11 protein-coding genes are annotated in these 11,858 nt (G+C 68.0%); 10 read left to right on the top strand and 1 reads right to left on the bottom strand.

The genetic code is table 11. The features are described 5' to 3' along the window. Positions 1–251: IS110 family transposase (locus HMPREF3121_RS12870; RefSeq protein ID WP_246816082.1), on the bottom strand; the 251-nt coding region annotated here is incomplete at its 3' end. Between the two features lie 477 nt (positions 252–728). Here HMPREF3121_RS12870 and HMPREF3121_RS05620 point away from each other — a divergent pair. From HMPREF3121_RS05620 to HMPREF3121_RS05580, 10 genes are all read left to right on the top strand, one after another. Then, positions 729–1,232, top strand: coding sequence for an ECF transporter S component (locus tag HMPREF3121_RS05620; protein WP_224370287.1), 504 nt, complete (start codon positions 729–731; stop codon positions 1,230–1,232). Then, positions 1,229–3,586, top strand: coding sequence for an ATP-binding cassette domain-containing protein (locus HMPREF3121_RS05615; protein ID WP_070520806.1), 2,358 nt, complete (start codon positions 1,229–1,231; stop codon positions 3,584–3,586). Before HMPREF3121_RS05620 ends, HMPREF3121_RS05615 begins: the two co-directional genes overlap by 4 nt. A 47-nt stretch (positions 3,587–3,633) precedes the next feature. Further along, on the top strand, positions 3,634–4,641 hold the full coding sequence (locus HMPREF3121_RS05610) for an AMP-binding protein (RefSeq protein ID WP_141742991.1): 1,008 nt from the start codon (positions 3,634–3,636) through the stop codon (positions 4,639–4,641). Beyond that, entirely contained in the window at positions 4,638–4,856 is a 219-nt protein-coding gene (locus tag HMPREF3121_RS12140; RefSeq protein ID WP_148132123.1) for a hypothetical protein, read from the top strand. The genes HMPREF3121_RS05610 and HMPREF3121_RS12140 overlap by 4 nt, the downstream gene beginning before the upstream one ends. Further along, positions 4,853–5,896: an ABC transporter ATP-binding protein gene (locus HMPREF3121_RS05605; RefSeq protein ID WP_070520800.1), complete on the top strand. Its 1,044-nt coding sequence runs from the start codon at positions 4,853–4,855 to the stop codon at positions 5,894–5,896. The genes HMPREF3121_RS12140 and HMPREF3121_RS05605 overlap by 4 nt, the downstream gene beginning before the upstream one ends. Next, complete coding sequence (locus HMPREF3121_RS05600) at positions 5,893–6,645, top strand: ABC transporter permease (protein ID WP_048759809.1); 753 nt, start codon at positions 5,893–5,895, stop codon at positions 6,643–6,645. The genes HMPREF3121_RS05605 and HMPREF3121_RS05600 overlap by 4 nt, the downstream gene beginning before the upstream one ends. After that, entirely contained in the window at positions 6,642–7,379 is a 738-nt protein-coding gene (locus HMPREF3121_RS05595) for an ABC transporter permease (protein WP_048759806.1), read from the top strand. The genes HMPREF3121_RS05600 and HMPREF3121_RS05595 overlap by 4 nt, the downstream gene beginning before the upstream one ends. Before the next feature lie 107 nt (positions 7,380–7,486). Continuing rightward, positions 7,487–8,167, top strand: a complete 681-nt coding sequence (locus tag HMPREF3121_RS05590) for an SAM-dependent methyltransferase (protein WP_070520797.1) — start codon at positions 7,487–7,489, stop codon at positions 8,165–8,167. Continuing rightward, the gene (locus HMPREF3121_RS05585) at positions 8,164–9,942 is read left to right on the top strand and encodes an ABC transporter ATP-binding protein (RefSeq protein ID WP_070520794.1); all 1,779 of its coding nucleotides are present in this window, start codon (positions 8,164–8,166) and stop codon (positions 9,940–9,942) included. The genes HMPREF3121_RS05590 and HMPREF3121_RS05585 overlap by 4 nt, the downstream gene beginning before the upstream one ends. Before the next feature lie 38 nt (positions 9,943–9,980). Beyond that, entirely contained in the window at positions 9,981–11,672 is a 1,692-nt protein-coding gene (locus tag HMPREF3121_RS05580) for an ABC transporter ATP-binding protein (protein ID WP_246816081.1), read from the top strand. The last annotated feature ends 186 nt before the right edge of the window (positions 11,673–11,858 follow it).

The raw sequence follows: 11,858 nt of genomic DNA, 5'->3' as shown, positions 1-11,858 counted from the left end.
TATCCGACCGTGCAACCGCAGTCGCGGGCCACTGCGATGGGCAGGGCGCCGATCGTGTTGGGTTGATTGACGACCATGAGAACGCTGCCGTGGGCCTGCATGGACGCGAGGATTTCGCGCAGTGCGGCTTCGTCTTGGGGCAGCGGCTTGTCGTAAATTCTCTCGCCGGTGGTGGTCAGCGCGCAGGCATGGTGGCCGGTTTTGCCGACGTCGAGGCCGATGATGATGTCGGGTGTTCTGGACGGTTCCATGGTGGTGTCCTTCTGTTGCGGCTGGTCACCGGTGTCTTGGACATCCGTTGCAGGCACCCACGTTACGACGAGACCTCTGTTTGGGCCGTGTCCCTATTAGCTGTCAGCGGTTGTCCCCGGTGCCCGGCGGCAACACTCCGGATTATGGAAATGTTCACGCAGATAAGCCATGCCGGGCCCGGTGACCGTCCCCCGTGAGGGGGCACCATCACGGTAACGGGGGGCGGGGGTAAGGTCAGAAAATTGAGCCTGGCGTAAGACGATAAGCAATGCCTAACCTAATACTGTTTCAGGTGGTGTTCCCGATTGGGAATCGGCAACGGAAGCGAGGCGGCGACGATGAACGGAAAACGTGGATCGACCGGAGAACCCCTCTCCGGAGGGGAAGCCGGGGACGCGGGCCCAGACGGGACGGGTGACGGGCGGTTGGTGCACGTCGCACCGGTCGCAGCGGGTGGCCGACCATCCACCCGCGACATGCTCGTCGCCGCCGCAATCGGCGTCGCGGGGTCTCTCATCGTCGTGCCCCTGACTTACCTGCAGGTGTTCGCTGGCATCGCCCACGTTTATCTCGTCGCGGCGACGCTCGGGTTGTGGTTCCTGCCGTGCGTTGTTCCCCTCATCGTCGTCCGCAAGCCTGGCGCGAGCCTTATCGCGTGCCTTGCCATGGGCGTCGTGTCCGCGGCGACCACCCCGTTCGGCGTCGCCGCAATCGGGGCGCTGATTATGGAAGGATTACTCATCGAGCTTCCGTTCATGATCACCCTGTACCGGCGGTGGACGCGTCCCCAGTTCGTAGCATCGGCGATATTGTTCTCCGCGCTGATGGGAACGATGGCCCCGCGCGCAGTCGGCGTCGACTCGCCGACCACGCCCATGACCCTGATCAGCTTCGCCGTAGCCTTGGCATCGAGCCTGGTGTTTTTGGTCCTGGGCTTTGCCGTCGCAAAGGGGCTTCGCAGCCGCGGGGTCACCCGGTGACCGGCGGAGCACCCGCGTGCGCCGGTGCGACACGCGGGACGGCCCCGGCCCGGTTACGGGTTAGTGGTGCGGGCGTGCGGCACGCCGATGGGCGATGGGCACCCGACATGGTGGATCTCTCCTTCGATTTCGGCACGATTAACGCCATCACGGGACCCGTGGGATGCGGAAAGACGAGCCTGGCCCACCTTATCGCTGGACTGATCCCCTCGCACATCCCCATCGACCATGCCGGATTCGTGCACATCGTCGATGCCGACGGCACCGAACGCCCCGTGGACGGGGACCGGGTCACCTTCGTCGGGCAAGATCCGGCGACGCAGGTGCTCACGCTCCGAGTCGTCGATGACGTGTCCATGGCCCTCGAGTTTTCCCTCGTGGAAGCCGACATCGTCGCCAAGCGATCAGCCGAGGCCCTATCGGAGCTCGGGCTGTCAGAGCTCGCGGAGAAGGATCCGTGGGCTTTGTCGGGTGGGCAACGCCAGCGGATGGCCATCGCCGGTGCGGTGGCCAGGGCGCCGGAGGTCATGATCTTCGACGAGCCCGCGGCCCACGTCGACGAGGACGGTCGGCGGGCGCTGTTCGCCGCCATCCGTGATTTGCGGGCCCCGGGGCGCGTCATCCTGCTCATCGAGCACGACCTCCGTCCGTTCGACGGGTGGGTTGACACGGTGACAATCCTCGATGCGGACGGGAGCGTCGCCGCGCACGGAGCGCCGGAGGGCATCGCGGTGAAGGGCATTGCGACGTCGGCCGCGACCGCCGGAGCGCCGGACGCCAGTACGCCGGGCACGGGGGCACCGGACCGTCTCAGTCCGGGCCGGCGGCGAAGGCCCCGGGGAGCCGGGGATGGCGCCGATCCGGAATCGGAGGCGGACGCCGTTCCACTGCTGGCCTTGACCGGAGCCCATGTGACCCGGGGCAGGGAGCGGATCCTGAACGGGGCCGAGCTGACACTGGAACGGGGCGAGATCCATGCCCTGGTCGGCACCAACGGAGCTGGTAAGTCCACCTTGCTGGCGGTGCTGTCGGGCCAGATGAAGGCGGGAGCGGACATCCGGATCGACGGCGAGCCAGCCCGGCGCGCTCCCGACGCCTTCGCGTCGTGGGCGTTCCAGAACCCCGAGCACCAGTTCACCCGCGCGACCGTCGCCGCGGAAATCGACTCCGCGTTGGCCGGCACGGACCCGCACGGGCCACTCGGCACCGATGACCTGCGGAAACTGCGGGAAGCCCTGTGCCCCCGGGCACTTGACCCCGTCTCGCCGTTCGTCCTGTCGGGCGGACAGAAAAGACGGTTGGGCATCTTCCTGGCGGTGGCGGCCAATCGCCGTTTGCTGCTTCTCGACGAGCCGTTGGCGCACCTGGATTCGCCGAGCTCGCGCATCGTACTGGATGCGCTAGCGGAATACGCCCGGGCCGGCGGAACCGTTGTGTTCACGTGCCACGACCGCCGTGCCGCGCGAACGTGGGCGGATCGGGCGAGCATCGTCGCCGAAGGGAAGGTCGCCTGGTCCGGTCCCGCAGCTGACGTGCCGGCTTCCCTGGAGTCGTCCCGGCGGGATCGCGCACTGCCCGCGGTCGGCGCACGGACGTCCTTGGACGAAAGCCCCTGGACCAGTGAATCTGCCGCTCGAAGGCGCGTGGGGTTGAACGCCATCACGATTGTCGCTGCGGTGATGCTCGTCCTTGTCGCCGGGCTGCTCTCCGGCGGAGACGCCGTTCTCGCGCTGACGGGGGTCGCGTTCCTCGCACTCGCTGCGATCGCGGAACGCGACGTTCGGGCGACGGCGGGGAAGGTCCTCCTCGTCCTGTTGATTGGGGTGTTCTTCGGCCTGCTCGGGTGGCGCTCCGAGTTCTACGGCGGTGGGGATCCGGCGGAGGCCGTCCGCCACGGCATCCATCACGGACTGCTGCTGACGGCCGTGTTCGCGGGGACGGTCCTGGTCTCCGCGTGCATGCGCGTCGAGGAGCTTTTCGACGCCATGGTGCAACGCTTCCGGGTGCCCTACACATGGTGCACCATAGCGATTTCCGGGGTGAGCATCGCGGCGTTCCTGCGCAGCGAAATCCCCCATCTGACATGGGCGATTAGATTGCGCTCGATGCGACCGGGGCAGTCTTTCCGCTCCGGCTTCATCCGCGCGACGACGCCCGCGCGCATCGCCTTTCCCCTGTTCGTCAGCGCCGTGCGCTGCGCCGAAAAGCTGTCCCTGACCCTGGCGATGCGCAACTTCGGCCGCCATCCGCGGCGCACCTTCCGCACCGATTACCCCTGGCGAGTGCGTGACGGGTTCGTGGCCGCAGCGTCCGCCGCGGCCTTCGTCGCCGCCCTGGTGTCCGCAGTGACTTGACGGGCACCCGGAACCGGCGGGTCCCGGGCCCGCGAGCGTTTCCGAGCTTGTGCGGAGACGCGCCCCACCCAGTTTCTTCACCCTTTCAACCCTTCAGACACATCCGCCGGGTCACGCCATGCGGCCCGGTCCGCCCGGCATCGGCATGGCGCCGACAACCGAAAGAGGTACCAATGAACACGATCCGGACCATCAGCGACGTGCTTCGGGACAAGGCCGATGAGACGAAAAAGGGGATCACCTTCGTCGAGAATCGGCGGGACGTCTTCGTCCCGTATGGCCGGGTCCATGCGGAGGCGGTGGCGGCTGCGACTCGGTTGGCCGAAGCCGGCATCGGCCCCGGCGATCGCGTGATCTTCCAGGTTTCGGAGAACCGCGGGCTCATCCGGGCGTTCTGGGGCTGCGTCTACGCCGGCGCGGTTCCGGCGCTTGCGCCGCCGGTGTCGGGCCCGGTTGACGTCGACAGGGTGCGGACGCTCTCGGACATGATGCCCGGGGCCCCGATCCTGGTCGACGAACGCAGTCACACGCTGCTCACCGGCGCAAACGGTGCCGTGGTCGTGGGCGAGGACCGGCTGCTCGACGTGTCCATCGTCAATGACGCTGCCGCGGAACCGGGTGCGGCGATGCCGGGTGATGCTGAATCGGACTTCTCTCAGGCGGGGGACGTGGATTCCGGGGATGGCGCCGGGGCGGTCCCCGCGTTCCCGGTGCGAGGTGGGACGGCCGGCGAAGCCCTTATCCAGTTTTCGTCCGGCTCCACGGGATCGCCAAAGGGCGTCATCGTAACCAACGAGTCCGTGCTGAACGGTCTGCGCGCGACGATCCCACGCCACGCGCACCGGTACGAGAACAAGATGCTCACGTGGCTACCTTTGACCCACAACCTTTCGCTGATTGGCTTCCACGTCTACGCCCTTTTTCGTGGGTACGACCAGGTGTTGCTGCCGGTTTCCGAGGTGGTCGCCGATCCCCCGAGGTGGTTCGAGGCCGTGACCAGGCACCGGCCGAGACGACCGTCGTCCGGGCGACTGGCCCGGGTTCCTACAAAATGACCGCGGCGATTGCTGCCGCCACCGTTGTGGCGGTCGCGGGGAAGCCGGTCGCGCCGGGGTGCCGGGATCTCGTCGGCCACCCCCGGCTCCTCGAACCGGTCCTCGCCTTCGCCCGCGATGCGGGCATCCATATCGAGGTGCCACATGACAACCCGACCACGGGGCCGCTGCCGACAGCGGCCCACTGCGATACCAAAGAAAAGGGGAAACGATGACGGATCAAGCTGAACGAGGTGCGGCGATCGTCGTCCGCGACCTCACGAAGAGCTACCCGATTGCGGGCAAAGCGGGCACCCCGCCCGAAGGCGGGGCAGGTGCCCCGCCGGACGGCGGGCGCAAGGGAAAGCGCGGTGCCCGGATGCGCAAGCATGTGCTCGACGGCGTGAGTTTCACCGTGCCCACCGGGGCGATCGTGTCGTTCCTCGGCCACAACGGTGCAGGCAAGACCACCCTCATCCGAATCCTGTCGACGCTCATCACCGCCGACTCCGGCGAGGTGAGCATCTTCTCGCGCGATGTGAAAGAGGACCCGGCGGGCGTGCGCGCTGACATTGCCACCACCGGCCAATTCGCGGCGATCGACGAGAACCTCACCGGCCGGGAGAACCTGGAGTTCTTCGGGCGGCTGCGCGGACTCGACCGCGCCGCCGCGGCCGCCCGCGCGACGGAACTGCTCGCACAATTCTCGCTCGCAGACAGTGCCTCGACGCTGGCGTCGGCCTATTCGGGTGGCATGCGGCGCCGCCTCGACATCGCCGCGTCGCTGTGCGTCGTGCCCAGGCTGCTGTTCCTCGACGAACCCACGACGGGGCTGGACCCGGTCAGCCGCGAAGAGCTGTGGGGCTTCATCCGGCAACTGCGGGACGACGGAATGACCCTGGTGCTGACCACCCAGTACCTGGAAGAGGCGGAGGCGCTGGCCGACCACGTCCATCTGCTCAAGGATCGCCGCATCGTCGCCAGCGGAACGCCAGAGGAATTGCGCCGCGACTTCGGGTCGCACGTGCTCCGCGTGTCCTTCGCCACCGCCGCCGAGGCGGAGGTGTTCGCCCGCTGCCTCGGGGGAACGTGCCTAGACGGCGCCCGCGTCGCGGGGAAGTCGGTGTCCCTCGACGTCGACCCCGGACCGCGGGTCCTCGAGGCGGTGGCGCAGGCGATGGAGGCCTCGGAAGCGTCGCCGGATTCGCTGAGCGTGTCGCCGCCCACCCTCAACGAGGTGTTCATATCGATGAACGCAGGGGGTGCGGCGCGATGAGTGCGACGTCGGTCGCGGCGTTTCTCCGTCGGGATCTGCTGCTGTTGCGACGCAACACCGCGTCGCTGATCTCCATGTTCGTAGTTCCGCCCCTCTTCCTGCTGTGCCTGTACGCGGTGTTTGGGTACTCGGCGGGGCAATCCGGCTTCGGGTACCTGCGTTTCGTGCTCGGCGGCTGCCTGTTCCAGGCGGCGATGTTCACTGCCGCGGCGTCGGCGATGGCGGTGGGACAGGACGTCGAATCCGGGCTCGTTGACCGCGTGCGCGTGTTGCCCGGGGCCACAGGCGGCTATGTCGCCGGCAGGCTCGCCACCGATGTGCTGCGGATGTCCGCGTCGATCGCGGCGCTGCTGGTCGTCGCGTGGGCCTGCGGCCTCGACATGGCTGTCGGTGACGTCGCGTGGACTGTCCTGTGGTCGCTGCTCGCCGCGGCGGTCCTGTCCCTGGTCACGGACGGGGTGATTCTGATGGTGCCCGCCCCGGTGTCGACGGCCTCATCGATCCAGGCGTTGGAAATGCTGCTGCTCATGTTCTCCACCGCGTTCATTCCGGCGACCGCTTTGGACGGCTCCCTTCGCGACATCGTGCGCCACATGCCTTTTTCGCCGGTGATCGAGGTGATTAGGGCGGCGTCCCCGGACGCCTTCCCGGATCGCGCCGGGGAAGAGGCCGCCCTGTGGCTCGGTGTCGCGGCGGTCGCCGGAATCGTCCTGTTCATCCGCCGGTTCACCTCGAGGAGCGAATCATGATTGGCGCCATCTTCGTGCATCTGCGGCGCATCGCCCACATTTGGCTGCGGCGCCCCGACTTCTGGTTCATGACGTTCATTGCTCCGCTCGTGTACCTGTTCATCGTCAACCGCATGTTCGGTGGCCTGGTCAGGCAGCTCACCGGAGAGTTCGAACTCCGGAACGCGATCATCCTGGTCGTGACGGCGTGGGCGTTCATCCTGGCCATCACGGGATCGTCCACCGTGTTCGTTGAACGCAGCAATGGCTTCCACGAGCGGTTGATCACCATGCCGGCGCCGTACGCGGCCGTGCCGGCCGCACGGATCATTGCCGAGTTCATCCGGATCATGGCGATGACGGCCGTCGTCGCGGCGGTGGCCGCCTTGCTTTCCGACGGCCCACCGGAGGTGTCCTGGTGGTGGAGGATCGCGGTGACCGGCGCGATGGTTGCCGCGGCGGCCGCATGCACCGGCACGTACATCGCGTTCTCCATCACCAGCCCCCAGGGTTCCGTGGCCCTCATCCCGTTAATCATCGTTGCGATGTTCGTCAACACGGTGCTCATGCCCGCCGACCACTTCCGTCCCCTCCTGCGCGGAATCGCCGGGCACACCCCCGTATCCGCGGCCGGCGAGGCCGTCAACGGCACCGGGGCTGCGGGTCTGGTGGTCTGCGCGGCCTGGTTCTTAGGCATCGCCGTGCTCGCGGCGTGGGGCATCGCCGTGAAAACGAGGCCGGGGGAGTCTGCATGACGGGCACGTCCACGGGGGCATCGCCGCCGACGACGGCCCGCGAACCCGAGCACCTAACCCGAAACCGCCGCGTGGACGCGGCCCACACACCCAGGAGACAGAACCAGATGAAGTCGATTGCCCAGATTGTCCAGAACAACCGCAGACTCCTCGCGGCCTACGAGGACAAGGTCCAGCCGAGGTTCCTCAGCCGCTATGCGCGTGAACCGATGGACGCCGCCGTGTATCGGAAGCTCCGTGCGCTGGATCCCGGGCCGGATGCGCCGGCCCGGGTTCTCGACCTCGGTTGCGGAACCGGGTGGCTCGCCCGCATGCTCGCCGCCGAGCCTCGATATCGCAGGGCGAACATCGTCGGTTACGACCTGTCGCCCAATGCGATCCGCATCGCCCGCGAACGCGCCGCCGTCGACGGGCTCGGGGCCCGGGCGGAATTCCACGTCGCCGACGTCCTCGCGCCGCTCGCGGGAGAGCCCGGCGGGGCCGATGAAATCTGGGTGTGCGGCGCGCTCCACCAAATGAAGGATGCGGGTGCCGCGCTCGGCCGGGTCGCCGGGCTGCTCGCCGACGGCGGCATCGCTTACGTGCAGACGTTCGCCGAGGATCCCGGCGTGAACGAGCGGGTCGACATGGCCGTCATGGCGAAGATGGGCCACCGGGTTTTTCGGGGCAGCGAGCTCGATGACCTCGCCGAAGCCAACGGGCTGAAGCTGGGCGGAGCCTCACGCGCCGGCATGGTGTACTTCTGCACTCTCGCGAAGAAGAGCGCGATCGGGGAGGCGGGCAAGTGAGCGCCGTGGACGGGACCGTCGGCCCGTGGTCGCTGCTCGCCCCAATCCGGACCCGGATGCGTGCGGTGGTCGCGTTGTCCGCCCTGTCGTCGGTGGCTACCGTCGCTTCGCTGGTCGGCATCATCGACATCGCGATGACGTACCCGGAGGCCCCGGCGCATCGGACGTGGTTGGCCGTGGCTGTCATCGTCGTCGCCGCGACGGTGCGCATGGTCGCGGACGGCGCCGCCGGCATGCTCTCGCACCGGGCGGATAACGACCTGCAGCTCCACCTCCGGTGCCGGCTGGTAGCCCAAATCCGGAAGTTGCCGCTGGGCTGGCTGGACGCCCGGCGCTCGTCGGGAGTCATCGGGTCGGTTGAGAAGGACGTCGCGGCTGTCCACCAGCTCATGGGCCACACCGTCGGTGAGACCGTGGTGGCGGTGTTGGTTCCCCTGCTTTCCCTCATCGCGCTCGTCGCGGTGGATTGGCGGATCGCGGCGGTGGCGGTCGTCCCGGTGCTGGTCACCTTCGCCCTGATGGGCGTAATGATGTCGCGTGGCGCCGGCCTTCAGCGCGACTACGAGCGAGCCTCCGAAGGAGTGACGGCCGCGGTTATCGAGTTGGTGCGCGGCATCCCGGTGATGAAGTCCTTCGGACGCGCCAACCAGGGCTCGGGCCGCTACGATGCCGCGGCGTCGTCGTTCGTCCGCGCGTGGTCCGCCTGGTCCCGGCAGTCGAACATCTATCTTGGGCTCATCGACGTGGTGACGTCTCCGATCACGGTCCTCGCAGTGGTGTGCGGCGCCGGCCTCGCTCTGAGGGACGCCGCGGACGGCACACCGGAGGGTCTCGTCGCCGGGCTGGTTCTCGGCCTCGGACTCTCCGCGGCGATCGTGCGGGTGGCCATGAACTCCGAACCCATCATTGCGGGGATCGCCGCCCTGAAGTCCATCGCGGAGGTGCTGGGCACGCCGCCGATTGCCGAGCCCGCCGATCCGGTGCCCGCGCGCGGAGGCACGCTCGAGGTCCGGAACCTGGTCTTCTCCTACGGCGATGGGCCGCGGGTCCTCGACGGGATGTCCGCGACGTTCGAACCGGGGACCCTCACTGCGCTGGTGGGGTCCTCCGGTTCCGGAAAGTCCACCGTCGCCCGGCTGTTGGCGCGTTTCTACGACCCCGTTGAAGGCTCGGTGCTGCTGGGCGGTGTCGATCTTCGCGACATCGCCGTGCGCGACGTGCACCGCTCGGTGTCGGTGGTGTTCCAAGATCCGCAGTTGCTCACGCTGCCGTTGCGGGAGAACATCCGGCTGGCCAGGAGAGACGCCACTGACGGCGAAATCATGGCGGCCGCGAAGCTCGCGAACCTCGATGCGGTCATCGAGGCGCTGCCGAAGCGCCTGGATTCGGTGGTCAACGTCGACGTGACCTTTTCCGGTGGCGAGGCGCAGCGCGTGGCCATCGCGAGGTCGATCGTCACGGACGCGCCGGTGCTCATCTTCGACGAGGCAACCGCTTACGCGGATCCGGCTTCCGAGGCCCTCATCCAGTCCGCAATCGAGCGTTTGGCCCGTTCGCGGACGGTGATTGTGATCGCGCACAGGTTGAGCACGATCCGCAACGCCGACCGCATCCTCGTTCTCGATGGGGGAGCGGTCGCGGAGGCGGGTACCCACGACGAGTTGCTTGCGCGCGGTGGCCGCTACCGGGATTTGTGGCGCGCGTTCGCGCTCGACGACGAACCATCCGCCCCGCGGGGCACTGAATCAGACGATGAAAAGGCGGGGAACCGATGATTCGGGACTTATGGTCGATGACGGATCGGCGCTCGAGAATGACGCTGGCGTGGCTCATTGCGTTGGCCGCGCTTGCCGCGCTGGCCCAGGGAGCGGCGTTCGTCGCGCTGCTGCCGCTGCTGTCGGCTCTGGCCGAGGGAGATGATGCGACGGCGTGGCGTTTCACCGGCGTCATCGCCGGCCTCGCGGCCGCCCATGCGGTGCTGTCTCTCGCCGCGGGGACGGTCGGCAGGGCGAATTCCGCAGCGGTGCTGTCGTCCCTGCTGCGTTCCCTGGGCGAACGCGTGCTGACGTTGCCACTCGGGTACGTCACCAAGTCCACGGCCGGCCGCTTTTCGGAGATGGCGTCGTCGGGTATCGCGTTTGCGGCGTCCGTGCCGCACGTGATCCTGCGGCCCGTCATCGCCGCGGTGGTTGCGCCGACCGTCATCGCCTTCGGAATTCTGGCGGTGGATTGGCGCGTCGGTTTGGTTCTCGTCGCGTCGGCGCCGGTGATCTTCTTCGCCTACCGGGCCATTGGCCGGGTCGGCGGGGAGTCGGACGAAGCGCATGCTGACGCCGTCGCTGCCGTCTCCGGCAGGCTGATCGAGTTCACCCGCTGCCAGCAGGCGATTCGTGCCGCGGGCGACGGTTCGGCGGCGGACGCGATGGTGGATGAGGCGATCCGGGCCCAACACGATGCGTTCGCGAAGGCGACGTCGACGCAGGGGGCGGCCATCGGACGGTTGGGTTCGGTCGTCCATGCGGTGTTCACGGCGGCGGTAATCGTCGCCGTGGCAGTCGCCGCGACGGGCGGGATGGTGCCGACGCATTTGGCGCCGATGCTCATCGTGCTCGTCCAGTTCACCGGACCGATCACCACGGCGGGAGCGTTGTCCGGCGGTTTCGGTGCGGGCCGCAACACGTTGGCTGCGTTGCGTGACCTGCGGGCGATCCCAGCCCTTCCCGAACCTGCCGCACCGGAGCTGCCCGACGGGCATGACGTGGAGTTCCGCGGCGTGAGCTTCGGGTACGGGGATAAGAAGGTTCTCGACGGCGTCAGCTTCCGTGCACCTCAGGGAGCGCTGGTTGCTGTAGTGGGACCGTCGGGGGCGGGCAAGACGACGGTCATGCGGCTGCTGTCGCGTTTTCATGATCCGGACTCGGGGGAGATCCTCATCGGCGGGGTGCCCTTGCCTCGGATCGGCACCGACGGCGTGAACTCGCTGGTGACCCCGGTGTTCCAGGAGACGTTCCTTTTCGACGCGTCCGTGCGGGACAACGTGGTCTTCGCCGACCCCGAATTCGGTTCCAGGCCCGGTGACGGGGACCGCTTGCGCGAGGCCGCCCGGCGTTCCGGGGTGGACCGCATCGTGGAGCTGCTGCCTTCCGGGTGGGATACCCCGGTGGGGGAGGAGGGGACGCTGCTGTCGGGAGGCGAACGGCAGCGCCTCGCCATCGCCCGGGCGCTTCTGAAGGATTCCCCGGTGGTGCTTCTCGACGAGCCGACGTCCTCGCTGGATGCGGCCACTGAGCGGGCGATCATCGGCACGATGGAGGCGTTGCGCGGCGATCACACCGTGATCGTCGTCGCCCATCGCCTGCACACCGTCCGCGATGCCGACCTCATCGTCGTGCTTTCGGAGGACGGGACGGTCGCAGAACGGGGTACGCACGATGAATTGCTGGCGAAGGGCGGTCGCTACGCCGAGTCGTGGGCGTGCCGGACGGGGAGCTCCCCGGGCGCCTGATCCTCATCACCTGGTCGATACCCTAACGGGCGCCCTGCCGCAGCTTCCCGAATCCCACCGCCAGGCGCTCGGTGGGCAGAGCGAAACCGCCGACGAACACGCCGAGCAGCACGAACATCGACGAGCTGTAAGGCTGAGGCTCCCTAGAGCACGAAAATAGCCCCCTTCCTCATCCCTGTGAAAGCT

Source organism: Corynebacterium sp. HMSC11E11 (assembly GCF_001807025.1).
In the GTDB taxonomy this organism is placed as follows: domain Bacteria; phylum Actinomycetota; class Actinomycetes; order Mycobacteriales; family Mycobacteriaceae; genus Corynebacterium; species Corynebacterium freneyi.
The sequence above is the reverse complement of the archived record's forward strand: the minus strand, read 5'-3'. Positions and strand labels throughout refer to the sequence as shown.

Coding starts and splice junctions, on each gene's coding strand:
- HMPREF3121_RS05620 (WP_224370287.1), top strand. CDS start 729: ATGCTCGTCGCCGCCGCAATCGGCGTCGCGGGGTCTCTCATCGTCGTG.
- HMPREF3121_RS12140 (WP_148132123.1), top strand. CDS start 4,638: ATGACCGCGGCGATTGCTGCCGCCACCGTTGTGGCGGTCGCGGGGAAG.
- HMPREF3121_RS05605 (WP_070520800.1), top strand. CDS start 4,853: ATGACGGATCAAGCTGAACGAGGTGCGGCGATCGTCGTCCGCGACCTC.
- HMPREF3121_RS05600 (WP_048759809.1), top strand. CDS start 5,893: ATGAGTGCGACGTCGGTCGCGGCGTTTCTCCGTCGGGATCTGCTGCTG.
- HMPREF3121_RS05595 (WP_048759806.1), top strand. CDS start 6,642: ATGATTGGCGCCATCTTCGTGCATCTGCGGCGCATCGCCCACATTTGG.
- HMPREF3121_RS05590 (WP_070520797.1), top strand. CDS start 7,487: ATGAAGTCGATTGCCCAGATTGTCCAGAACAACCGCAGACTCCTCGCG.
- HMPREF3121_RS05580 (WP_246816081.1), top strand. CDS start 9,981: ATGACGCTGGCGTGGCTCATTGCGTTGGCCGCGCTTGCCGCGCTGGCC.